A 22,512-nucleotide genomic window follows, 5' to 3' on the forward strand; every position below is an offset into this window, starting at 1 on the left:
CCCGCGTCGTCCCAAGACCCAGGAGGTGGCCGTTCGTGAAGCGTCTGCGCGCGCTGCTCGCTGCCGTCGTCGTGCTCTGGCTCGTGACGCCGGATGCCGCTCACGCGATTCCGCGGGACTTCTTCGACTTCCGCGCTGCGGGCCAGGCGGTGTACGAGGAGTTCGTCATCAGGCCTGAGCTGCACTACGAGGACGCCAACGGCACGCTCGTGGCGGTGTACCAAGGGTACGGTTTCGATCCGTACGCGGCCGTCTACGACGTGGGCACAGGCGAGTGGCGGGGTCCGTGGCGCATCGCGGACAACCCGCTCGTCGGCGACGAGCACGGCGGTCCTGCGCTGATAGAAGACGCGCAGGGCTACTACCACGTGTTCTACGGCGCGCACAATTCGGTCATCCTGCACGCCCGGAGCGCAAGCCCGCACGACGCACGCCGGTGGATCGCGCTCGGGCCCGTCCTGCTCGGGAGCGCGGAGTCCTCGGCCGCGCCAGCAGCGGCGAAGGGCACGTACCCGCAGCCGTCGATCGACGCCAGCGGCACGGTGCGGCTGTTCTTTCGCAACAACGGCGGGCTTTTCAGCGACTGGGTGGTGGCCGAGAGCTCGGACGGGTGCACGACGTGGTCGGCTCCCGAGCAGGTGCTCGACGGCGTTTCCGGGGAGTACGGGTGGTACGCGAGCTCCTGGGCCGAACCTGACGGCGACCTTCACGTCGTCGCCACGCGCCTCGACTATGATGCCTGGAAAGCCGACGCGTTCGCTCGCCAGGACCTCTACTACGTGAAGCGAGATGCCGAGACCGGCGCCTGGGAAAGTGCGGCAGGCGCACCGGTAGCGACGCCGCACGACCGTTCCGCCCTCGACGCGACGTGCCTCGCGTACGCTTCAGAGGGCCGCTACCTCAACCAGCCGGTCGTTCGCGTGCGCGACGACGGGACGCCCGTCATCGTGTTCGTCTCTGCTGATGCGACAGACCTCGACTCCTGCCGCTGGGAATCGGTGCGCTGGACGCCGGAAGAGGGCTCGTTCAGCCGGCCGGCGACGGTCGCAGACACGGACAACCTCTTCGATGCCGGCACGCTCCTCACCAACGGCGGAGGACTCGAGGCGTACCTCATCGTCGGGGGATACCCTGACGAGATGACTCCGGCCTGGTCGACCTCGCTCGCGACGCGCGGCGGCGACCTCGTCCGATTCACGTCCGACGACGGCGTCGCATGGCGTCGAGGCGATACCGTCCGGGCCGCGTCGGGGCCGTGGGAGCGCTTCAACAATCCGCAAGCACTTGCTTTGCCTGACGGCAGGCGAGCCGTCCTGTTCTGCGAGGGCGACAACGACTACACGTCGAGCGACTCGAAGGTCTTCCTGCAGATCGGCGAAGCGCCCGCATCGAGGGACTTCCGTGCGCGCGGCACGCGCCTGTCGGGAGACGACCGCTACGAGACCGCAGTCCAGGTGTCGCGCGAGGCGTTCCCGTCCTGCGCAACCACGGTGGTGGTCGCCACAGGCGAGGGGTTCGCAGACGCCGTCGCGGCAGCCCCGCTCGCGGCATCGCTCCGCGCGCCGCTGCTCCTCGTGCGCTCGAACCGGCTCGACGACGTCGTCGCAGCGGAGATCCGGCGGCTCGGCGCGCGGTACGCGATCATCGTCGGAGGCCCGGGAGCGGTATCGGAAGACGTCGCACGGGCCGTCCGCGCACAGCTCACCAAGGAGCGCGGCGTGGAGCGGGTCGCCGGTGACGACAGGTACGGCACGTCGGCCGCGGTGGCGCGGCACATGACGGCCGTGCGCGGGGCCCCTCGTGGCCTCATGCTCGCCACCGGTGCGAACTTCCCGGACGCGCTTGCAGGCGGGGTGCTTGCGGCCCGCAAGAACATGCCGGTGCTTTTGACGCGCCCGAGCGAGATCCCGACGTCGGTTGCCGAGGTCGTGGCTGAGACAGCTCCAGAGGAGCTGGTCGTGCTCGGTGAAGAGACGGCCGTGAGCGGTGCGGTGGTGGCGCACGCGCTGGAACTCGCTCCGGGCGCTGCATCGACGCGTCTGGGCGGAGCGACGCGATACGATACGGCCGCTGCCGTCGTCGAGCACGCGCTGGCGCGCGGCATCACGATGGAGCGCTTCGTCGTGTGCACGGGAGAGGACTTCCCGGACGCGCTCACGGCGAGCGTGCTCGCTGCTAGGCGGAACAGCGCCGTCATCTTCACCCGACGCTACGAGCTTCCCGGCCCCAGTGCGACGATCGTCCGCGAGCACCGTCGCGACGTGCTCGTATGGAACGTCGTCGGCGGGACGGGCGCGGTCGGCACGAGCGTGTCGAGTGCGCTTGCTGCCATCGTCGCGGAACCGTAACGCTCGGTCGGCCGCCTGTCGGAACGCGCCTCCCGCTCGCCGCGACGAGCCCCAAGATGTCGTCGTGGGGTGGTAGCATACACCCGTCATCGTGTGGTCGCGAGTGCTCGCAGGGAGCCCACCATGCCTTCTGAACCGCTTCGGACGCCCGAGGTCGAGTCGCTGCTTGCGGCGTTCGCATCGCTCGACAGCGCCGACGACGTGTACGCGTTTCTGCTCGACGTCTGCACGATCCGCGAGATCCAGGAGATGGCGCAGCGCCTCGCGGTGGCGCGCATGCTCGCTGGCGGCGTGCACTACCCGGAGATCCAGCGCGCGACCGGCGCCTCCCCAACGACGATCAGCCGGGTGAGCCGCTGCGTGAACTACGGGGCAGGCGGCTATCGCAGGGTGATCGAGCGTCTTGGCACCATCGAGGGAACCGGTGAGCCGTCGTGACGGAGCGCTTCGTCCACCTGCACACGCACTCCGAGTACTCCGTGCTCGACGGGCACGCGAAGGTCTCGCGGCTCTTGGACAAGGCCGCCCAGCTCGGGCAGCAGGCGCTCGCGCTCACCGACCACGGCGTGATGTTCGGCGCGGTGGAGTTCTACAAGCAGGCCGTGCGCGGAGACGAGAAGACCGGACGGCCGCCCATCAAGCCGATCATCGGGTGCGAGGTGTACTTCACGCCGCACTCGCGCACGAAGCGCGACGGGAAGCCTGAACTGTACCACCTGCTGCTCCTCGCGGAGGACAACACGGGCTACAAGAACCTCATGGCGCTGGTGTCGCAGTCGTGGACGACGGGCTTCTACTACAAGCCGCAGGTCGACCTCGAGCTTCTCGAGCAGTTCAGCGATGGGCTCATCGCAACGTCTGCCTGCATGAGCGGCATCGTCCCGAAGAGCATCGAGCGGGGCGACGAGGCAGCCGCGCGCGCGTGGGCGGAGCGGTACGCGCGCATCTTCGGCGAAGGGCGCTTCTTCCTCGAGATCCAGCAGCAAGGCATCATGGCGGACAGCGGCGTCACGCAGTCAGACATCAACCGCGCGCTCGCGGACCTGGGGCGAGAGCTCGGGCTGCCGCTCGTCGCGACCAACGACATCCACTACGTGGAGGCCGGCGACGCGAAGGCGCAAGACATCCTCGTGTGCATCCAGACCGGCCGCACCCTTGACGACACCGATCGCCTGCGCTTCTCGTCTGACCAGTTCTACCTCAAGTCGGCAGAGCAGATGGCAGAAGTCCTGCCTGAGTACCCCGAGGCGCTGGCGATGACCGCGGAGGTCGCGGAGCGGTGCACCGTGGAGCTCGAGTTCGGAAAGATCATCCTCCCCGTGTTCGACGTTCCTGGCGGGAAGACCGAGGACGAGCACCTGCGCGAAGCGTGCATGAAGGGCCTCGCGCGCCGCTACGGCGAGCCGATCCCGGAAGACGCGCTCGCTCGCCTCGAAAGCGAGCTTGCGGTCATCACCTCGAAAGGGCTCTCGGCGTACTTCCTCATCGTCGCCGACTTCGTGCAGTGGGCGAAGCGCAACGGCATCGGCGTCGGGCCGGGCCGGGGGAGCGCGGCCGGGTCGATCATCTCCTACGCGCTCGGCATCACCAACCTCGATCCGCTCGCACATGGGCTCATCTTCGAGCGGTTCTTGAACCCCGAGCGAACCGAGATGCCCGACATCGACATCGACTTCGACGACGAGCGTCGAGGCGAGGTCATCGACTACGTGCGCAAGAAGTACGGCGAGGACCGCGTGGCGCAGGTGGTCACGTACAGCACGATGAAGGCGCGCCAGGCGATCCGCGACGCCGCGCGCGTTCTGGGCTACCCGTACGCGATCGGCGACCGCATCGCCAAGCTCGTCCCGGAAGGGCCGGACGCGACCATCGCCGACGCGCTCGAGACGAACCCCGACCTTCGGGAGGAGTACGACGCTGGCGGCGACGTGAAGGCGATCATCGACGCCGCGCGGGCGCTCGAAGGGAACGTGCGCGGCGAGGGCGTGCACGCCGCTGCGGTCGTGATCTGCCGCGACCCGCTGCACGAGCACGCGCCGGTGAAGCTCGACACCAAGGGCGGCTCTGTCATCACGCAGTACGAAGGCACCGTGATCGCCGAGCTCGGGCTGCTCAAGATGGACTTCCTGGGCCTGCGGACGCTCACCGTCATCGCCAAGGCCGTTCAGGCCATCGAGGAGAACCACGGCGTCGGGATCGACATCGACAGCATCCCGCTCGACGACCCCGAGACCTTCGCGATGCTCAAGCGGGGCGACGTGGACGGCGTCTTCCAACTCGGTGAGTCTTCGGGGATGCGGCAGCTCGTGAAGGACTTGCAGCCGGAGTCGTTCGCCGAGATCGTCGCGTGCCTCGCCCTGTACCGGCCGGGGCCGCTGCAGTCGGGCATGGTGCGCGACTTCGTGAACCGCAAGCACGGGCGCGCGCCCGTCGAGTACTACGACGAGCGCATCAAGCACATCCTGGAGGAGACCTACGGCACGATGGTCTACCAGGAGCAGGTGATGCGCCTGTCGATGGAGATGGCGGGCTTCAGCGCCGCGAAGGCCGACAAGCTCCGCAAGGCCATGGGCAAGAAGATCCCCGAGGAGATGGCGAAGTGGCGCTCGGACTTCGTGGAGGGGGCCGTGGCGAACGGCTACGGCCGGGCCCTCGCCGAGCGCGTGTACGACGACATCGAGAAGTTCGCCGGCTACGGCTTCAACAAGAGCCACTCGGCGGCATATGGCCTGCTCGCGTACCAGACCGCGTACCTCAAGGCGCACTACCCGCTCGAGTTCATGGCTGCGCAGCTCACCAGCTACAACGGCAAGACCGAGCAGATCGTGCGCTACATCGCAGCGTGCAACGCGGCCGGCATCACGGTGCTTCCGCCGGACGTGAACTCCTCGGGCAAGGACTTCACCGCGACGGGCGGCGCGATCAGGTTCGGTCTGGAGGGCATCCGCGGGGTCGGCGGGCCGGTGGTGGAGGCGATCGTGGCGGCCCGCAAAGAGGGCGGTCCGTTCACGTCGCTGCACGACTTTCTCGCGCGGGTGGATGTGCGCAGCCTCAACAAGAAGACGGTCGAAGCGCTCATCAAGGCAGGCGCCTTCGACTCGACCGGCTACACGCGCAAGCAGCTCATGGAGCTCATGGACCACGCGATGGAGCTGGCAGCCAAGCGGCAGCGCGACAAAGAAAGCGGCCAGGTGTCGATGTTCGACCTGTTCGCGCCGGAAGAGCACGGGCTCGGCGAGGAGGCGCCGCCCCCGGACGGCGTCGAGTGGGACAAAGCGACGAAGCTGTCCTTCGAGAAGGAGATGCTCGGCATCTACGTGTCGGACCACCCGCTGTCGGACAAGCGCGAGATCATCGAGGCGGCACGCACGCACTCGCTCGGCCAAACCGAGGAGCTCAAAGACGGCGTCGTCGGCTGGTTCGCAGGCCAGATCCGCGACGTCGAGCGCATCGCGACGAAGGCCGGGAAGCTCATGTGCGCATTCGTGCTGGAGGACCTCGAGAGCTCGGCAGACGCGCTGATGTTCCCGCAGACCTACGAGCGCTGCCGCGACGTCGTGGCCGAAGACGCCGTCGTGCGCGTGCGCGCCAAAGTGGAGGACTCCGACCGCGGCAGGCGGCTGCTCGTCCAGGAGGTGCACACGCTTGCCGATGACGGCACCTTCGTCCGCCCGCCGAAGGTGCTCCACGTGCGCGCTCCGGTGAGCGAGCTCGGGAACGGCGGGTACGACCGCTTCCGCGAGATACTCGCGCACTACCCGGGGCGGGACAGCGTCGTCGTGGAGCTCCAGTACCCGGACCGCATCAAGCGGATGCGTCTCGGCGAGGAGTGCCGTGTGGACGCTGCTGCTGTGGGTCTGCACGCAGAGCTCAAGGCGCTGCTCGGCGCGGAGGCGGTGTGGGAGGAGTAGGGTGTTGCTATAGCACTATATTGTGCTATAGTGACCGAGCGCCTGCCACGGGAGGGGCGCAGCGAGAGGAAGGACCGACTGTGCGACCGGCGACTCCCCGCGGGTTCCGCGACGTGCTCCGTGACGAGGCCGCCGAGCGCGAGGCCGTGGCTGCCGCGCTCGTCGCGGTCTTCGACGCCTGGGGCTACGCGCCCGTGGAGACGCCCGTCGTCGAGTCGTACGAGGTCGTCTCGGCGGCGGGGCCGGAAAGCGGCGAGGCCGAGCCGTTCCGGCTGCTCGACTCCGACGGGGAGCTTCTCGCGCTCCGTCCCGACATGACGCTGCCGATCGCGCGGGTCGCGGCCACTCGGCTCGCTGACGACCCGGAGCCGCTGCGGGTGCGCTACCTCGCTCCCGTCTTCCGCGAGCACGCGTCGTTCCGGGGACAGGCGCGTCAGTTCACGCAGGCCGGCGTCGAGCTGATCGGCGCGACGGGGCCTGCTGCCGACGCCGAGATCGTCGCGCTCGCCGCAGAGGCGCTGCGCGCAGCGGGGCTTGCCGGCTTCACGATCGCCATCGGCAGCGTCGAGGTGCTGCGAGCGCTGGTGGACGCGGCCGGCATGCCGGATCCGTGGGGGACGGCGGTCCTGCGGGCCGCGCACGCTCGGAACCTCCCCGAGGTGCAGCGCCTGGCCTCCGAGCCGGGCGTGCCGGCAGAGGTCGGCGACGCGTTCGTGCGCGTGCTTCGGACGCGCGGCGCCTCGGCGGCGATCGAGGAGTGCCGCGATGCGCTCGCCGTCTGCGGGCGGCCGGAGGCGGCAGACGGCGTGCGGGAGACGTACGGGATACTCGACGAGCTGGGGTACTCGGACGAGGTCGTCGTCGACTTCGGGACCGTGCGCTCGTTCGGCTACTACACCGGGATGGTCATGCAGGTGTACGCACCGGGGCTCGGGCTGCCGGTAGGCGGCGGCGGCAGGTACGACCGGCTGCTCGCGTCGTTCGACCGCCCGGCGCCAGCCGCTGGATTCGCCATCGGTCTGGAGCGCCTGACGATCGCGCTGTCCGAAGCCGGCGCGACGCCGAAGGCACGCCGGGTCGACGCGGTGGTGGGCGGGGCAGACGCCACGGCGTGCTTCGCAGGCGCTGCGGCGCTGCGAGAGGCGGGCTGGCGGGTGCGGCTCGCGTGCGGCATCTCCGGGCTCGATCTCGTACGGGCCGCCGAGCGGACCGACGCCTTCGAGGCCATCGAGGCGTCGGGCGGTGCGCTGTACCGGCTCGACCGGGCAGGCGGCCGCGCGGACGCGCTGCCCGAACCGCCCGGTCCGCCGCCGTCTGAGCGGTTCTCGGGAAGGAGACGGCCGTGATGGTGCGGACGGCCAGCGCGGGCGACCTCTTGCGCGTCGCGGTCCCGAAAGGCGCGCTGTTCGATGACAGCGTCGCAGCGCTCGCGCGCGCGGGATACGACGTGGAGGGGCTGCGCGATCCGGGCAGGACGCTCATCGTCCGTGGCCGCGATGCAAAGTTCGTGATCGCCAAGCCCACCGACGTGCCGGTGTACGTGGCGTACGGCGCCGTGGACGTCGCCATCGCGGGCCGTGACGTGCTGGAGGAGGCGGCGCTCGAGGTCGTCGAGCTCGTCGACTTGCGGTTCGGCGCGTGCCGGTTCGTCGTGGCCGAGCCGATGTCGGCGACGCGCGGCGCCGAGGAGCTCTACCGCCACCTCGGGCAGATCCGCGTCGCGACGAAGTACCCGCGCATCACCGAGCGGCACTTCGCGAAGCGCGGGCTGCAGGTGGAGATCATCAGACTCGCCGGCAACATCGAGATCGCGCCGCTCATCGGCATCGCGGACTGGATCGTCGACATCACCGCGACGGGCACCACGCTGCGCGAGAACGACCTCCGTGTGGTAGAAGAGGTCATGGGCTCCACGGCGCGGTTCGTGGCGAACCCTGCCAGCCTGGCGACGAAGCCAGACCTGGTCACCGACATGGCGGACCGGCTATCTCGGGCCGTTGCCGCCGGGGAAGGAGCGTGAGCGGTGCTTCGCCGCATCGACATCGAACGGGGACGACGCGTGTCGGAAGCGGAGCTTCGGCCCGCGGGCACCGGCATCGACGCCGAGGTCATGGGCGTCGCGCAGCGCATCATCGACGAGGTGCGAGCGCGCGGTGACGCCGCGGTGCGCGAGTTCACCGAGCAGCTCGACCACGTGGTGCTCGGCGACCTTCGCGTGAGCGAGGCCGAGATCGAGCAGGCCGTCGCCTCGGTGGACGAGCGCTTCCGTCGCGCGATCTCAGAAGCCGCGTGGGCGATCGAGGACTTCCATCGCAGGCAGGTGCAGCAGTCGTGGTTCACGACCGGCGAGGACGGCATCGTGCTGGGCCAGCTGGTGAACCCGATCAGGCGCGTTGGCATCTACGTCCCTGGCGGCCGGGCGCGCTACCCGTCCAGCGTGCTCATGAACGCGATACCGGCCGTCGTGGCGGGCGTCGAGGAGATCGCGATGGTGGTTCCGCCCGCGCCGGACGGCAGCGTCGACGCGTACACGCTCGCCGCCGCCGCCGAGGCCGGCATCACGGAGATCTACAAGATCGGTGGCGCGCAGGCCATCGCAGCGCTCGCATACGGAACCGAGAGCGTGCCGCGCGTCGACAAGATCACCGGCCCGGGCAACGCGTACGTCACGGCAGCGAAGAAGCTCGTGATGGGCGAGGTCGGGATCGACATGCTCGCGGGACCGAGCGAGGTGCTCATCGTCGCGGACGAGACGGCCGAGCCGTTGCTGGTGGCGATCGACCTCATGGCGCAGGCCGAGCACGATCCGCGCGCCGCGACGTTCCTGGTGACGACCGATCCGGATCTGCCCGATGCCGTGGAGGAGGCGATCCGGGAGCTGCTGAGCGACTCGCCGCGCGCGGAGGTGATCGTCCGAGCGCTTCAGGACAACGGCGTGGCGGTCGTTTGCCCGGACATCGACGTGGCGCTCGACGTCGCGAACGAGATCGCTCCGGAGCACCTCGAGCTGCAGGTGGAGTCGCCGTTCGAGCTGCTCGGCCGCATCCGCAACGCAGGCGCGGTCTTCTTGGGGCCGTGGACGCCGGAAAGCGTCGGCGACTACGTCGCCGGTCCGAACCACGTGCTTCCGACGGGCGGCACGGCGCGCTTCTCGAGCCCGCTTTCGGTCGACGACTTCATCAAGAAGACGTCGGTGATCTCCTACACGCTCGAAGGGCTGTACGCGGACGGCGCCACGGTCATGGAGATCGCCTCTGCTGAAGGGCTCGCCGCACACGCAGGGGCGGTCGGGCTCAGGCTCGCGCTTGCCGAGCACTTCTTCGAGCAGGAGGAAGACGGCGACGAGGAGGACGCGTGATGGACCGTGTCCGCCCACCTCGCGAGGCGCTGCGAGACCTTTCCCCGTACGACGCCAAGCACCTCGAGGCCGAGGTGATGCTTGCGAGCAACGAGAACCCGCTCAATCTGCCGGGCGAGCTTCTCGAGCGGCTCTCGGACCTCGCCCAGCGCATCCCGTACAACCGCTACCCCGATCCGATGGCCACCGGGCTGCGCGAGGAGATCGCGGCAGCCAACGGCCTGGAGCCCAGCAACGTGCTCGTCGGCAACGGCGGCGACGAGATCATCCAGGACCTCGTGCTCGCCTGGGGCGGACCGGGACGCGTCGTGCTCGACTTCCCGCCGACGTTCGTCATGTACTCGATCGACGCGAAGGCCACCGGAAGCACGCTCGTGCAGATCCCGCGGAGACCCGACTTCTCGATCGACGAAGAGGCGCTCAAGGCCCGGCTCGCCGACGGCGACGTCGACCTCATCTTCATCGCGAACCCGAACAACCCCACGGGCACGCTCGCACCGGAGACGCTTCTCATCGACGTGCTGAACGCCACCGACGCGCTCGTGGTGGTCGACGAGGCGTACTTCGAGTTCTCCCGGCACACCATGCGCCCGCACATGTCGCGCCACGCCAACCTGGCGATACTGCGCACGTTCTCGAAGGCGTTCTCGCTCGCCGGACTGCGCGCCGGCTACCTGCTCGCCCACGAGGACGTCATCACCGAGCTGACGAAGGTGCGCCAGCCGTATTCGGTCAATCGGTTCACCCAGGCGGCGGCGCGGCTGGTGTTCCGCGAGCGCCCGGTGTTCGAGGCGGCGATAAGCCAGCTTCTGCGCAACCGCGACGTGCTCGTTCACGGGCTGAGCGAGATACCGGGGGTGGAGGTGTTCCCCTCGGAGGCGAACTTCGTGCTCTTCCGCGTGGAGCACGCCTCCGCGGTGTGGCGCGACCTGCTCAAGGAGCACTCCGTGCTCGTGCGGGACTTCTCCCGCACGCCAGGGCTGGAGGAGTGCCTGCGCGTGAGCGTCGGCACCGAAGACGAGGTGCGGCGCTTCCTGGCGGCGATGGAGGAGATCATGACGAGACGACGGGCCGCGGCGCACTTCGGCGTCGCCGGCGCTCACGCGGGCAGCGAGGGGGAGTGACGGGCATGGGACGCGAGGCTGAGATCGTCCGCTCGACGAACGAGACGAGCGTCGAGGTCTGGCTCGACCTGGACGGATCGGGCCGCACCGAGGTCACGACCGGCGTGCCGTTCTTCGACCACATGCTCGACGCGCTCGGACGCCACGCGCTTCTCGACCTGCGTGTGCGGGCGGAAGGCGACCTCGCAGTCGACGCGCACCACACCGTCGAGGACGTCGGCATCGTGCTGGGCCAGGCGATCGACCGCGCGCTCGCGACCCGCGAACGGATCCGGCGGTTCGGCTCTGCCGCGGTGCCGATGGACGAGGCGCTCGTGCTCGCGGCCGTGGACATCTCCGGGCGCGGCCAGCTCCACTACGCGGTCGACCTTCCCATCGAGATCATCGGGACGTTCGACACGACGCTCGCCAAGGAGTTCTTCGTCGCGCTTGCCACCAATGCAGGCATGACGCTGCACGTGCGCTCGCTTGCCGGCGAGAACGCCCACCACATCGTCGAGGCGGCTTTCAAGGCTGTCGCGCGTGCGCTCAAAGAGGCGTGCGAGCTCGATCCGCGGGCCGTCGGCGTTCCGAGCACCAAAGGTGCGCTCGGCGACGCGTCGAAGGCGTGAGGCGCCGTGATCGCCATCATCGACTACGGCATGGGCAACCTGCGGAGCGTTCAGAAGGGCTTCGAGCACGCAGGGGTGCGAGACGCGGTCGTCACGGCCGACCCGCGCGAGGTGGCGCGGGCCGACGCGCTCGTGCTGCCGGGGGTGGGCGCGTTTCGCGACGCCGCCTCGAACCTGCGCGCGGCCGGCATGTGGGACCTGGTGCGTGAGCGCGTCGCTGCAGGCGTGCCGCTGCTCGGCATCTGTCTCGGGATGCAGCTTTTCGTCGACACGAGCTTCGAGGACGGCGAGTGGGAAGGGCTCGGGCTCGTGCACGGGACGTGCGAGCGGCTTCCTGCCGGCGTGAAAGTGCCGCACATCGGGTGGAACACCGTGGAGCAGCCCCGTCCGAGCCGTCTGTTCGCAGGCGTCCCGGACGGCACGGCCTTCTACTTCGTGCATTCGTACCGCGTCGTGCCGAAAGACGAGTCGTGTATCATCGGGCGTGCCGAGCACGGCGTTCCGTTCGCCGCTGCGGTGGAGAGCGGATCTGTGTTCGGCGTGCAGTTCCACCCCGAGAAGTCCTCCGAGATGGGGCTTCGAGTGCTGGCGAACTTCGCAGCGTGTGCGAAAGGCTGAGGGCCACGTGATCATCTTCCCGGCCATCGACATCTTGGACGGCAAGGTCGTGCGACTTCGGCAGGGCAGGCTCGACGCCGTCACCGTCTACAACGACGACCCCGTCGACCAGGCGAAACGCTGGATCGACCAGGGCGCCGAGTGGCTGCACGTCGTGGACCTGGACGGCGCGGTGCTCGGCGAGCCGGCGAACCTCGGCATCGTGGAGCGCATCGCCGCTCTCGGGGTCCCGGTGCAGTTCGGCGGCGGTCTCCGCTCGATGGAGGTCCTCGAGCGGGTCGCTGACGCGGGCGTGAAGCGCATGGTGCTCGGAACCACGCTCGTCACGAAGCCGGCGTTCGTGGCCGAGGCATGCGAGCGCTACGGTTCAGCGATCGTCGCAGGCGTCGACGCGCGCGACGGGAGAGTCGCTATCCAGGGCTGGCGCGAGGGGACGGAGTACGGCGTCCTCGAGCTCGTCCAGGACCTCGAGCTTCTGGGCGTCAAACGGATGGCCTACACCGACATCGCGAAAGACGGCATGCAGACCGGCGTGAACTACGGAGCGTACCGCGCGCTCGTGGGTCAGACGCTCATACCCATCACCGCATCCGGGGGCGTCACAACGCTCGACGACGTCCGCGACCTGTACGCGCTCGGCCCGCAGCTCGAAGGCGTGATCATCGGGCGCGCGCTGTACGAAGGGTCGCTCGATCTGGCCGAGGCCGTGCGAGCCGGCTACGGGGAGGCGTGATCGCGTGCTGATGCGGCGCGTCATCCCGTGCCTCGACGTGCACGCCGGGCGCGTCGTCAAGGGCGTGCGCTTCGTGGACCTGCGGGACGCAGGCGACCCCGTCAAGCTCGCGGCGGCGTACGACCGCGAGGGCGCGGACGAGATCGTGTTCCTCGACATCACCGCCACGCACGAGGAGCGCCCGCTCATGCTCGACGTCGCGCGGCGGGCCGCAGAAGAGGTGTTCATCCCGTGCACCGTCGGGGGCGGCATGCGCTCCGCCGACGACATCCGGGCGATGCTGTCGGCGGGAAGCGACAAGATCTCGATCAACAGCGCGGCGGTCGCGGACCCCGCGCTCATCACGCGCACGGCGCGGATCTTCGGCTCGCAGTGCATCGTCGTGGCGATCGACGCGCGCAGAGCGCCTGGCTCCTCGCCTGCACGGTGGGAGGTCTTCGTCGCAGGCGGAAGGAAGAACACCGGCCTGGACGCCGTGGCGTGGGCCGAGGAGGCCGTCCGCCGCGGCGCAGGCGAGATCCTGCTCACCAGCATGGACCGCGACGGCACGAAAGACGGGTACGACATCGACCTGACGCGCGCAGTGACGCGCGCAGTGGACGTCCCGGTCATCGCCTCCGGGGGCGCGGGCGAGCTCGATCACTTCGCCGAGGTCGTCATCGAGGCCGACGCCGACGCAGTGCTGGCCGCGAGCGTCTTCCACTTCGGCGAGTTCACGATCCGCCAGGTGAAAGAAGCGATGGCCGCTCAAGGCGTCCCGGTGCGGCTGTAAGGAGGCAGGATGCGACCGATGCGCCGCGAGGACCACCGCATGCCGCGCGAGGAGGCCGAAGCGCTCCTGCGGCGCGCTGCCGTCGTGAGGCTCGGCATCGTCGACGAGGACGGACCGTACGTGGTGCCGCTCAACTTCGGCTACGAGGCCGGACGCATCTACCTCCACGGGCCTGCGGAGGGCCGGCGCATGGACGCGATCGCACGCGATCCACGCGTGTGCTTCGAGGTGGACGAAGGCGAGGTCGTGCCGGCCGAGCGGCCGTGCGGCTACACCGCGCGGTTCTGCAGCGTCATCGGCTACGGCCGGGCACGCGTCCTCGAGACGGCCGAGGAGAAGCGCGCAGGGCTCCAGGTGCTGATGCGCCACCACGGGGGCCCCGTGGACGGGTTCGATCCAGGGGTGCTCGACAAGACGGCGGTCGTGGAGATCGTGATTGAGTCGATGGAGGGTAAGCAGCACGACGTCGTGCGCGGGTCCGGAGGGCAGTGAGATGGAGTTCGGCGAGCTTGTATTCGACGAGCGCGGCCTGATCCCCGCGGTCGTCCAGCAGCACGACACCGGCGAGGTCCTCATGGTGGCGTGGATGGACGCCGAGGCGCTCAGGCGCACGCTTGCAAGCGGCACGACCTGGTTCTGGAGCCGGTCGCGGCAGGAGCACTGGCACAAGGGCGAGACCTCGGGGAACGTGCAGCGCGTGCTCGAGGTGCGCTACGACTGCGACGGCGACACGCTGCTCGTGCTCGTCGACCAGACCGGAGCAGCGTGCCACACCGGTGCCCGCTCGTGCTTCTTCCGGACGCTTGCGACCGTGAGCGGCACGGACGAGGCGGCCGGATCCGACGAGGGGCTGCCGCTTTCGTGACGAAGGGACGCGCGATGCCAGACAAAGGAACCGAAGCGATCGCAGGCGATACGGACGCTCGCATCGGCGCGGTGCTCGAGGAGCTGTTCGCAGTGCTCGAAGAGCGCAAGCGCACGATGCCCCAGGGCAGCTACACGGCCGCGCTGCTCGCCGGTCCGCAAGACAAGCTGCTCAAGAAGATCGGCGAGGAGGCGAGCGAGGTCATCATCTCAGCGCGCGACCGGGACAGCGCCCAGCTGCGGTACGAGATCGGCGACCTCGTCTACCACCTGCTCGTCGTGATGGTGCGCGAGGGGCTTACGCTCGAGGACCTCGCGCGCGAGCTCGCTTCGAGAAGGAAGTAGCGGGTCGATGGCCGGTTCGCGCTCCGGCATGACCGAGGTGACGCTCCCGCCGGGGGTGCGGAGCGACCGCCTCGAGACGCTGCAGGCGCGCGTAGCGGGCAACCGCTGGAAGTTCGTCGCCTTCACGGTCGCGTACGTCGTGGCCGTGGCAGGCTCGATCTCGTCGGCGGTCCTTCTGCTCGTCATCCTCATGCCGCTCATCACGCAAAGCGTGGGGGTCGCGTGCGCTGTGCTGAGGGTGTTCCCGCTCATCGCGAAAGTCACAGTGGCTGCGAGCGTGCTCGCCGTGAGCGTGTGGGCGGGTGCGTCCCTGGTGAGGTCGGAGCGCACGATCCTCGCGCGGTTGGGCGCGCAGCTGCCGCGACCGGGGACGCTCGAAGTCACCCGCAGCGCGCTCAAGGACATGAGCCTCGCCGCCGGGTTCGAGCACTCCCCGCCGCTTCACCTCATCGACACCGACCGGGTGAACGCGTTCGTCGTCGGCAGGACGCCTGCGCGCGTCGTCGTGGGCGTGACGCGCGGCTTCGCGGAGGGCCTGTCTCGCGACGACCAGCGCGCGGTGTTCGCGAACCTCATGGCGCGGGTGCTCTCGGGCGACACGCTGTGGGCGACGGCCGTCTCTGCGCTCGCGGGCCCGGTGTGGGCGCTCAGAGACGCGGACCTGCGCACGCCGCGCACGCTCGGTGTGGGCGATGACGGCGAGCAGATGAGCGCCACGAAGGCTGCGGTCGCGGCGCGGGAGGTCGGCCCGCCGCTGCTGGGCTGGTGGATCTTCCAGACGTTCGTCGTCGTGGTGACCGAGGTGCTGGCGTATTGGCACCAGGAGCTCGCGTGGCGTGCGGCCGAGAAGGCGGACGCCGAGGGGATGCTGCTCTTGCGCGACCCGCAGGAGATGCTGACGGCCCTCGAAGACGTCCTGGCGCGCAACAACCACGTCCCGAGTGCGGGAGACGCGTACTCGCAGCTCTTCTACTGCTGGTCCGGGTTCGGCTTCGCGCCCGAGAACGATCCGGAGGCCAGGCGCGTCGCGAGGCTCCGCGAGGTGTTGGGAGCGGAAGGCCTCGCCGTGCTGCCGCGCCCGAACGTGCCTGGCTGGCCGCAGGCGCCTCGTCTCGCGGAGACGTCCGCGGGCGCTCCCGCCGTCCTCGAAGCGCCCGTCGAAACGCAGGTCGAGCGCGGCCCTGACGGCACGCGGCTGCTGGCAGGGGCCGCGCTCGTGACCGCTGCCGTGCTGGACATCGCGCTCGTGGCATGGCGTTCGGGCGAGACGCGAGCGGCTGGCATCGCTGCGGCGGTTGCAGCAGCGGTGGCCGCAGGCGGGGCGTTCGTCGGCGTCCGGCTCGTCACCGCGCAGGGGTCTGGCGGCCGACAGGGCCGCGCGACGGCCGCCGTCGCGTTCGCGGTGCTGCTCGCGTGCACGCTCGGCGCCGGGATCGTGCTCGCACCGGTGTGGCTCGTCGCGACGCTCGCAGGCGTGGCGAGCGGCGAGGAGATATCGCGGGAGGAGTGGCGGCGCCGGTTCGTGCGCCGCTACGATGAGACGATGGCAGAGCGGCCGATCGCGCCTCACGCGGAGGCGCCTGCTGCGGCGCCTGCTGCGCCCGAGGCCCGCATCTCGGTGACGTGCCGCGCGTGCGGCGCGAGCAACGCGCCGGCGAACCGCCGGTGCACAGTGTGCGGGAGGAAGCTCAAGCCGTGAGACGTTCGCCCATCTGGCTCCGGTTGGTCGCCGGGCTCGCGCTGTTTGCGCTTGCAGCGGGCGTGGCCCTGGGGGTCTGGCACGCGCGCGCCTCAGCGCCCCCGCTGGTGCGGCCGGCGACGCCCGTCCCCTCGGTGCTGCCGACGCTGACGGTCGAGCTGCCGAAGCCGATGCAGGCCGACCCGGACGCGGACGGCATCAAGATCGCGACGTTCCTCGGCAACGACAGCCGGTCGTTCTACGGCGTGGGGCCGGTGCCGGAGCGGCTCGACGTCGTGTGGAAGGCGCGGATCGGCGGGGGAACGACCGGCGGCACGGGCAAGCGTTCGGCCGAAGCGAGCGCGTCTGGCGGCATGGTGACCTGGTACGGCACGGGATGGACCGGCCAGCCCGCGCTCGTGCGCGAGAACGGCCGGCTGTACCTCCTGGTCGGCGGGTTCGACCACGGTCTTCGCAAGATCGACGCCGAGACGGGCCGCACGGTGTGGCGGTACGAGTACGACGACGTCATCAAGGGCTCGCCCGCCGTCATCGCTGATCCCGCGGCTCCCGACGACCCGTCCCGGTACCTCGTCATGACCGGTTCGCGCCGCGGCTTCCCGCAAAGCATCACCGCTGCGGACATCGCCCCGTTCCGCGGCGTGTGGTACGCCACCGGGAAGGAGGCGTGGCGCCTGCCGGTCCCGCACACGCGCAGCTACAGCCGGGACGCCGACGGGAGCGCGCTCGTGCTCGGTTCGCATGCGATTGTGGGGGTCGAGTCCGGCCACGTGTACCGCATCGATCCGTTCGCGACGGAGCCGTGGCGCGGGCATCGGTCGCCGCGCGTCCTTCGCCAGGCTTTGCTGCTGGGCGACAAGCGGTCTAAGAGCCACGGCGGGAACCTCGTGCTCGAAAGCTCGCCGGTGCTGCTTGGTGACCGCGTGTACGTGGCCTCCGGAGCCGGGCACGTCTACGGGCTGGACGCAGAGACGCTTGCGGTGGAGTGGGACTTCTACATCGGATCGGACCTTGACGGTACGGTCGTGGCGACCGACGACCAGAAGCTCCTGGTCCCCGTCGAGAAGCAGTACATCCGCGGCCACGGCGGCGTGCTCATGCTCGATCCGAGCAAGCCTCCCGAAGATGCCGTCGTGTGGTTCTTCCCGACGGGCGACCGCGCATTTGCCGATTGGCAGGGCGGCGTCATCGGGTCGTGCTCGGTGAACGACGCGTACGACCCCGACGGCACGCGGCCCCGCCTCGCCGCGTTCTCCGCCATCGACGGCCACCTGTACGTCGTCGCGCGTGACGAGACGGCCACCGAGACCGTCGCCGGGCCGAATGGCGAGCGCGGGCTGGCGACGCCGGTGCTCGTCTACAAGGACTACATCGGCGGTGCGATCTCGACCCCGATCATCGTCGACGACCACATCGTCGCTGCCGGGTACGGCAATACCGTGAACGTCTACCGCATCTCGTACGGGTCGCCGGACGCTGGCGGCGTGACGGCCGCTGCCCGTTCCGGCGAGCGAGCGAGCGTGCGCGTCGAGCGCGTGGCCCGCTTCACGGGCGGCGGCACCTACGAGTCCACGCCGATCGTCTGGCAAGGCCGCATCTACATCGGTTCGCGCGACGGGTACTTCTACTGCCTGGGCGAGCGGTGAGCCCCTCGATCTCGTGAGCGAGACCAAGCGGGGTGCGATTGCCGCCCCGTGCTCTGAGCGGTAAACTGACTAGTTCCGTGCATCGATCGAGGAGGATTCCGTATGAACCCCGAGTCGCTCGCCTTCCTTCGAGAACTTGTCGAGGCTCCGTCGCCGTCCGGCTACGAGCAGCCGGCCGCTGCCGTCTTCCGTGAGCACGTCCGTCCGTTCGCGGACGAGGTGACGACCGACGTCATGGGCTCCGTGCACGCGCTGCTGCGCGGGAGCTCTGGCGCTCCGTCGGTGATGCTCGCGGGCCACATCGACGAGATCGGCTTCATGGTCACGTACATCACCGACGACGGGTTCTGCGCGTTCGCGCCGATCGGCGGCCATGATCCGCAGATCCTGCCCGGAGCGCGCGTCGTGGTGCACACCGCCGGAGGCCCGCTCCTGGGCGTGCTCGGCCGTCTGCCCATCCACCTCCTTGAAGAGGAGGAGCGCAAGCAGGTCGTCAAGATGCACAAGATGTTCATCGACCTCGGCCTGCCCGGCGAGGACGTGAAGAAGCGCGTGCGGATCGGCGACCCGGTGACCTACGCCGTGGGCATGGAGCTCTTCGGCGAGGGCATGGCGGTGTCGCGCGCGTTCGACGACAAGATGGGCGCATGGGTCGCGGCCGAGACGCTGCGCCTCGTGAAGGAGGCCGGCGGCGCGAAGGGCGATCTCGTCGCGGCCGCCACCGTTCAGGAGGAGATCGGGCTTCGGGGCGGCGCCACCTCGGCGTACAGCGTCGATCCGGCGATCGGCATCGCGATCGAAGTGACGCACGCCACCGACTACCTCGACGTGGACAAGCGCAAGCACGGCGAGGTGAAGTGCGGCGGCGGCCCGGTGATCTCGCGCGGCCCGAACATCAACCCGCGCGTGTTCGAGCTGCTGTGCGAAGCGGCCGAGGCCGAAGGCATCCCGTACCAGATCGAGGGCGCGCCGCGGGGCACCGGCACGGACGCGAACGTCATCCAGCTCACCAAGGGCGGCAAGGCGGCCGCGCTCGTAAGCGTGCCGCTGCGCTACATGCACACGCCCACCGAGGTCCTGGCCCTCGCGGACGTCGAGAACGCCGCGAAGCTCATGGCGGCGTTCGTCCTGCGCCTCGAGCCCGGCGTGGACTTCACCCCCTAGGGAGCGTCAGGGATGCCGCGTGAGGAACGGACGATAGCCACCAACAAGAAGGCCTTCCACGACTACACGATCGAGGAGACTTTCGAGGCTGGCATCGCGCTCACGGGCACCGAGGTGAAGTCGCTTCGGGAGAACCGGGCGAGCCTGCGCGACTCGTTCGCCACCGTGCGCAACGGCGAGGTGTGGCTGCACAACGTCCACATCGCGCCGTACAGCCACGGCAACCGCAGCAACGTCGACCCCGACCGCACGCGGAAGCTGCTGTTGCACAAGAACGAGATCCGCTACCTCATCGGCAAGACGAAGGAGAAAGGGCTCACGCTCGTCCCACTGAGGCTCTACTTCTCGCCTGCTGGTCGCGTGAAGGTCGAGCTCGGGCTCGCGCGGGGCAAGAAGCTCTTCGACAAGCGGGAGGCCATCGCGGAGCGCGAGCACAAGCGCGAGGTCGAGCGAGCGCTCAAAGACCGCACGCTTGGGCGATAGGCATCTGCGGGGTATACTAAGCGTGCGATGCACGTTGACATGCGTCGGATCCGGGGGCGACTGGATTCGACACGATAGGTCTGAGGGAAGAAGCAGGCCGAGGTCTCCTCGCCTCGTTAAACAGGGGTGCCGACGCTCAAGCGTCAACTCTGATCTTGCTCTCGCTGCCTGATAGCGCAGCGACGCCGACCCGGTGAGCGTCCCCGTCACCGGTAAGGCGCCACGCAAGGGGACTGCCGCAGCGGCAACAGGCGGGAACGCCGCTGCGAAAGACGCTGACCGCCAGGGCGTCTGGACGCGGGTCACCGGTGTCCCAGACGCTGACGACAACGGGTGACTGAGCCTGGAGATGCTTCCCAGGGGTCTATCGTGGACCGGAGTTCGATTCTCCGCGCCTCCACCAGCACTTCGTCACGCCCGTCGCTCCGTGCGGCGGGCGTCTGTGTACGCCGACCTGTCTGTCGGTCCGCGCGCGAGCCGGAAGCGAACACCATCGCGGGAGGGCCCATGCTCGATGACGGGATCCGTCCGAAGCGCATCGTCGTGAACGACCTCATGCAGCAGGGCTATGAGTACGTGCTGGTCGAGCCTGCTGGGATGAACTTCGACCCGAGGTTCAGACCGGAGCTCGCCCCGAGCGAGATGCTCCACCTCGGGGTGTTCGGTGGCAAGTACATGACCGACTGCCGTGACGAGTTCCCGGACGAGTGGTTCGACGACGCCAAGCTCTGCCACGAGCGGCACGTGCCCGAGCTCAACTTCTTCGGCGTGAACGCAAGCCTGCCGCTGTCCGAGTGGCGGCGCAGAGGCTGGATACACCCGGACGACCCTCGGGGCTGGTTCCAGTGGTATTGCAGGTACTGGATGGGCCGAAGGATGCCAGGCGAGGACGACCGGCAGATCAAGCGCTGGATCGCGTTCCGCCGGCATGCCGCCCAGGTGCAGGCCCACTGCCTGCCAGGCGACTGGGACTGCAGGCGCAAGCAGCGCCAGGCTCTCATGAACTGGGCGTACGACTCACGGCGCATCTAGCCGTTGTCGCGGCCTTCGGGCCTGCGGGTGTGCGATACTTGTGCGCTGATGGCCGGTGACACTGTATACGGATTCTCTCGCGACGCGTGGCGTGCTGCTGTCGAGCAGGCGAGCGCCCACCTCGTCTCTCTCGCGCGCGCACGCGCGACGACGACGTACTCCGGGCTGTGCAGCGCCGTCACGGCGGTCGACATCAAGCCGTACTCCTTCGCGATGATGGCGCTTCTGAACCAGGTATGCGCGGAGGCAGACCGCGCACACGGCGTGATGCTCGCCTCGCTCGTCACCCGCAAGGACACCGGTCTGCCTGGAGACGGCTACTTCGCCTTCGCTGAGACGCTGGGTCGCGACGTCGCCGACAGGCGCGCGTTCTGGGAAGCTGAAGTAGAGCGCATCTACGCGGCGTTCGCTGGTAAGGAGTAGCCGTGCCTACGTTTGTCGCGTCGCTCCCCGCGTGGCTCAAGTACGCCGTCGTCACGGTCATCCCGTGGATCGAGCTTCGCGGAGCCGTCCCCATGGCGATCGCCGCGAACGAGCGGGCGTACCTGCCGCTCGTGCTCCTTGCCAACCTCGCGATCTTCTGGCCCGGCTACTACTTCCTCGAATTCGTGTACGAGCGCCTGCCGGAAGGCGGCTGGGTGCATCGGAAGCTCGAGCGCGTCCGTGCGAAGGCGCACCCGTTCGTCGAACGCTACGGCATGATCGGGCTCGCGCTGTTCGTTGCGGTCCCGCTGCCGGGGACCGGCGCGTATTCGGGCACGGCGGCGGCGTGGCTGTTGGACCTCGAGCCCAAGCGGGCGTTTCTCGCTGTCTCTGCCGGCGTCGTCATCGCGTTCGCCGTGGTCTGGGCATCGAGCGAGTTGGTGGCGGCCGGCGTCAAGCTCCTGTAGGGAGGCGAGGGAGTGGAGCGGGCTGAGCTCCCCAAGCGGCCGAGCATCACCGTCGGCCTGACGTTCGTCGGTCCCGCCGCCCTATCTGCGCTTTCGCAGGGCGCCGAGCGGCCCGACCGTGCGCTTCAAGCGGCGTGCGCGGCACTGGACGCCGCGTTCGCCTTCGTGCCCTGGGACCGCCCGTGGGCCGAAAGCGCTGCAGGTGCGCTTCTGGAAGCCGGTGTCGCACCGTTCGGCGTCGTGAGCGGCGTGCTCGGAGAGGTGTTGGAGCGCGAAGGGTACGAGGCGGGGCTGAAAGCCACGCTCCTGGAGCCGGAGCGCATCGGCACAGCGATGGACGCGGTGCTCGAGCGTCGTTTGGAGCAGGTGCGCGCCGCTCTCGACGCGGGCATCCGCGCCGTCGTCGTTGCCGAGGACGTCGCTGGCAGCACCGGCCCGCTTCTCGCGCCCGACTTCGTGATCGAGGCGCTCATGCCGCGACTCGCCGCACTCGCGCAGGCTGCCACGGAAGCTGCGGTGCCCGCCGTCTGGCACTCCGACGGCGACGTTCGGGGTCTTCTCGCGGCCGCTCGCAAAGCGGGCTTCTCGGCCGTGCACGCCGGCGGCGGGCTGGACTTCGATGGCTTCGAGCGGATCTTCTGGGCGGCGCGCTCAGCGGAGCTCATGACCATCGGCGGCATCCCGACTCGCGACCTCGCAGCGGGACTCACGCACGCAGAAGTCGTCGGAAGCCGCGCGGGGCTTCTCGCGCGGGCCGGCAAGCTCCTGGTGGCGGACGACGGTGGCGTGACGACGGCCGCCGAGGCGCACGCCCTCGTCCGGGCGGTCGCGGCGGCGCGGGAAGCGGCCGGGGCCTCGCGCGAATAGACGGACAGAACGACCGGGGCGCCTGCGTCGCGCACGCGCCCCGGTCC

The 22,512-nt window shown here is 69.5% G+C and carries 22 protein-coding genes and 1 other RNA gene; all 23 read left to right on the plus strand.

The window, feature by feature from the left end; genetic code table 11:
* Window positions 1-35 precede the first annotated feature (35 nt).
* The 23 genes from MX659_RS03775 to MX659_RS03885 all read left to right on the plus strand — a co-directional run bounded on the left by MX659_RS03775 (window position 36) and on the right by MX659_RS03885 (window position 22,465).
* The gene (locus MX659_RS03775; RefSeq protein ID WP_267192133.1) at window positions 36-2,348 is read left to right on the plus strand and encodes a cell wall-binding repeat-containing protein; all 2,313 of its coding nucleotides are present in this window, start codon (window positions 36-38) and stop codon (window positions 2,346-2,348) included.
* Window positions 2,349-2,471: 123 nt separating this feature from the next.
* A complete protein-coding gene (locus MX659_RS03780; protein WP_267192134.1) occupies window positions 2,472-2,786 on the plus strand; it encodes a YerC/YecD family TrpR-related protein in 315 nt (104 codons plus the stop codon).
* Complete coding sequence (gene dnaE / locus MX659_RS03785; RefSeq protein WP_267192135.1) at window positions 2,783-6,259, plus strand: DNA polymerase III subunit alpha; 3,477 nt, start codon at window positions 2,783-2,785, stop codon at window positions 6,257-6,259. Before MX659_RS03780 ends, dnaE begins: the two co-directional genes overlap by 4 nt.
* Before the next feature lie 80 nt (window positions 6,260-6,339).
* Window positions 6,340-7,605, plus strand: coding sequence for an ATP phosphoribosyltransferase regulatory subunit (hisZ, locus tag MX659_RS03790; RefSeq protein WP_267192136.1), 1,266 nt, complete (start codon window positions 6,340-6,342; stop codon window positions 7,603-7,605).
* A complete protein-coding gene (gene hisG, locus MX659_RS03795) occupies window positions 7,605-8,279 on the plus strand; it encodes an ATP phosphoribosyltransferase (protein WP_267192503.1) in 675 nt (224 codons plus the stop codon). The genes hisZ and hisG overlap by 1 nt, the downstream gene beginning before the upstream one ends.
* A gap of 3 nt (window positions 8,280-8,282) precedes the next feature.
* Window positions 8,283-9,617, plus strand: a complete 1,335-nt coding sequence (hisD, locus tag MX659_RS03800; protein ID WP_267192137.1) for a histidinol dehydrogenase — start codon at window positions 8,283-8,285, stop codon at window positions 9,615-9,617.
* The gene (gene hisC, locus MX659_RS03805) at window positions 9,617-10,741 is read left to right on the plus strand and encodes a histidinol-phosphate transaminase (RefSeq protein ID WP_267192138.1); all 1,125 of its coding nucleotides are present in this window, start codon (window positions 9,617-9,619) and stop codon (window positions 10,739-10,741) included. Before hisD ends, hisC begins: the two co-directional genes overlap by 1 nt.
* A gap of 5 nt (window positions 10,742-10,746) precedes the next feature.
* Window positions 10,747-11,352, plus strand: coding sequence for an imidazoleglycerol-phosphate dehydratase HisB (gene hisB / locus MX659_RS03810; RefSeq protein ID WP_267192139.1), 606 nt, complete (start codon window positions 10,747-10,749; stop codon window positions 11,350-11,352).
* Window positions 11,353-11,358: 6 nt separating this feature from the next.
* Complete coding sequence (gene hisH / locus MX659_RS03815; protein ID WP_267192140.1) at window positions 11,359-11,970, plus strand: imidazole glycerol phosphate synthase subunit HisH; 612 nt, start codon at window positions 11,359-11,361, stop codon at window positions 11,968-11,970.
* A gap of 7 nt (window positions 11,971-11,977) precedes the next feature.
* Entirely contained in the window at window positions 11,978-12,703 is a 726-nt protein-coding gene (gene hisA, locus MX659_RS03820; RefSeq protein WP_267192141.1) for a 1-(5-phosphoribosyl)-5-[(5-phosphoribosylamino)methylideneamino]imidazole-4-carboxamide isomerase, read from the plus strand.
* A gap of 4 nt (window positions 12,704-12,707) precedes the next feature.
* On the plus strand, window positions 12,708-13,475 hold the full coding sequence (gene hisF, locus MX659_RS03825; RefSeq protein WP_267192142.1) for an imidazole glycerol phosphate synthase subunit HisF: 768 nt from the start codon (window positions 12,708-12,710) through the stop codon (window positions 13,473-13,475).
* Window positions 13,476-13,484: 9 nt separating this feature from the next.
* Window positions 13,485-13,967 (plus strand): pyridoxamine 5'-phosphate oxidase family protein, encoded by a 483-nt coding sequence (locus MX659_RS03830; protein ID WP_267192143.1) that lies wholly within the window; start codon window positions 13,485-13,487, stop codon window positions 13,965-13,967.
* A 1-nt stretch (window position 13,968) separates the two neighbouring features.
* Window positions 13,969-14,340 carry a phosphoribosyl-AMP cyclohydrolase gene (gene hisI, locus MX659_RS03835; RefSeq protein WP_267192144.1) on the plus strand — a complete coding sequence of 124 codons (372 nt, stop codon included), beginning with the start codon at window positions 13,969-13,971 and terminating at the stop codon, window positions 14,338-14,340.
* A 14-nt stretch (window positions 14,341-14,354) separates the two neighbouring features.
* Window positions 14,355-14,684: a phosphoribosyl-ATP diphosphatase gene (gene hisE, locus MX659_RS03840; RefSeq protein WP_267192145.1), complete on the plus strand. Its 330-nt coding sequence runs from the start codon at window positions 14,355-14,357 to the stop codon at window positions 14,682-14,684.
* Window positions 14,685-14,691: 7 nt separating this feature from the next.
* The gene (locus MX659_RS03845; RefSeq protein ID WP_267192146.1) at window positions 14,692-16,383 is read left to right on the plus strand and encodes a hypothetical protein; all 1,692 of its coding nucleotides are present in this window, start codon (window positions 14,692-14,694) and stop codon (window positions 16,381-16,383) included.
* Window positions 16,380-18,029, plus strand: coding sequence for an outer membrane protein assembly factor BamB family protein (locus tag MX659_RS03850; protein ID WP_267192147.1), 1,650 nt, complete (start codon window positions 16,380-16,382; stop codon window positions 18,027-18,029). The genes MX659_RS03845 and MX659_RS03850 overlap by 4 nt, the downstream gene beginning before the upstream one ends.
* A gap of 102 nt (window positions 18,030-18,131) precedes the next feature.
* Window positions 18,132-19,193, plus strand: coding sequence for a M42 family metallopeptidase (locus tag MX659_RS03855; protein WP_267192148.1), 1,062 nt, complete (start codon window positions 18,132-18,134; stop codon window positions 19,191-19,193).
* Window positions 19,194-19,205: 12 nt separating this feature from the next.
* Window positions 19,206-19,676, plus strand: coding sequence for an SsrA-binding protein SmpB (smpB, locus tag MX659_RS03860; RefSeq protein WP_267192149.1), 471 nt, complete (start codon window positions 19,206-19,208; stop codon window positions 19,674-19,676).
* Window positions 19,677-19,728: 52 nt separating this feature from the next.
* Window positions 19,729-20,079, plus strand: a transfer-messenger RNA (tmRNA) gene (gene ssrA, locus MX659_RS03865).
* 104 nt (window positions 20,080-20,183) lie between these two features.
* Window positions 20,184-20,708 carry a hypothetical protein gene (locus MX659_RS03870; protein WP_267192150.1) on the plus strand — a complete coding sequence of 175 codons (525 nt, stop codon included), beginning with the start codon at window positions 20,184-20,186 and terminating at the stop codon, window positions 20,706-20,708.
* A gap of 48 nt (window positions 20,709-20,756) precedes the next feature.
* On the plus strand, window positions 20,757-21,131 hold the full coding sequence (locus MX659_RS03875; protein ID WP_267192151.1) for a hypothetical protein: 375 nt from the start codon (window positions 20,757-20,759) through the stop codon (window positions 21,129-21,131).
* 2 nt (window positions 21,132-21,133) lie between these two features.
* Window positions 21,134-21,598 carry a COG2426 family protein gene (locus MX659_RS03880; RefSeq protein WP_267192152.1) on the plus strand — a complete coding sequence of 155 codons (465 nt, stop codon included), beginning with the start codon at window positions 21,134-21,136 and terminating at the stop codon, window positions 21,596-21,598.
* A gap of 12 nt (window positions 21,599-21,610) precedes the next feature.
* On the plus strand, window positions 21,611-22,465 hold the full coding sequence (locus MX659_RS03885; RefSeq protein WP_267192153.1) for a uroporphyrinogen decarboxylase family protein: 855 nt from the start codon (window positions 21,611-21,613) through the stop codon (window positions 22,463-22,465).
* Window positions 22,466-22,512 lie beyond the last annotated feature (47 nt).

Source organism: Parvivirga hydrogeniphila (genome assembly GCF_023371205.1).
GTDB lineage: Bacteria > Actinomycetota > Coriobacteriia > Anaerosomatales > Anaerosomataceae > Parvivirga > Parvivirga hydrogeniphila.

Excerpts from the sequence above, each read along its gene's own strand:
- smpB (WP_267192149.1), top strand. The coding sequence starts at position 19,206 with ATGCCGCGTGAGGAACGGACGATAGCCACCAACAAGAAGGCCTTCCAC.
- MX659_RS03875 (WP_267192151.1), top strand. The coding sequence starts at position 20,757 with ATGGCCGGTGACACTGTATACGGATTCTCTCGCGACGCGTGGCGTGCT.
- MX659_RS03830 (WP_267192143.1), top strand. The coding sequence starts at position 13,485 with ATGCGACCGATGCGCCGCGAGGACCACCGCATGCCGCGCGAGGAGGCC.
- hisB (WP_267192139.1), top strand. The coding sequence starts at position 10,747 with ATGGGACGCGAGGCTGAGATCGTCCGCTCGACGAACGAGACGAGCGTC.
- MX659_RS03855 (WP_267192148.1), top strand. The coding sequence starts at position 18,132 with ATGAACCCCGAGTCGCTCGCCTTCCTTCGAGAACTTGTCGAGGCTCCG.
- hisI (WP_267192144.1), top strand. The coding sequence starts at position 13,969 with ATGGAGTTCGGCGAGCTTGTATTCGACGAGCGCGGCCTGATCCCCGCG.
- MX659_RS03870 (WP_267192150.1), top strand. The coding sequence starts at position 20,184 with ATGCTCGATGACGGGATCCGTCCGAAGCGCATCGTCGTGAACGACCTC.
- MX659_RS03780 (WP_267192134.1), top strand. The coding sequence starts at position 2,472 with ATGCCTTCTGAACCGCTTCGGACGCCCGAGGTCGAGTCGCTGCTTGCG.
- MX659_RS03845 (WP_267192146.1), top strand. The coding sequence starts at position 14,692 with ATGGCCGGTTCGCGCTCCGGCATGACCGAGGTGACGCTCCCGCCGGGG.
- hisG (WP_267192503.1), top strand. The coding sequence starts at position 7,605 with ATGGTGCGGACGGCCAGCGCGGGCGACCTCTTGCGCGTCGCGGTCCCG.
- hisE (WP_267192145.1), top strand. The coding sequence starts at position 14,355 with ATGCCAGACAAAGGAACCGAAGCGATCGCAGGCGATACGGACGCTCGC.
- hisC (WP_267192138.1), top strand. The coding sequence starts at position 9,617 with ATGGACCGTGTCCGCCCACCTCGCGAGGCGCTGCGAGACCTTTCCCCG.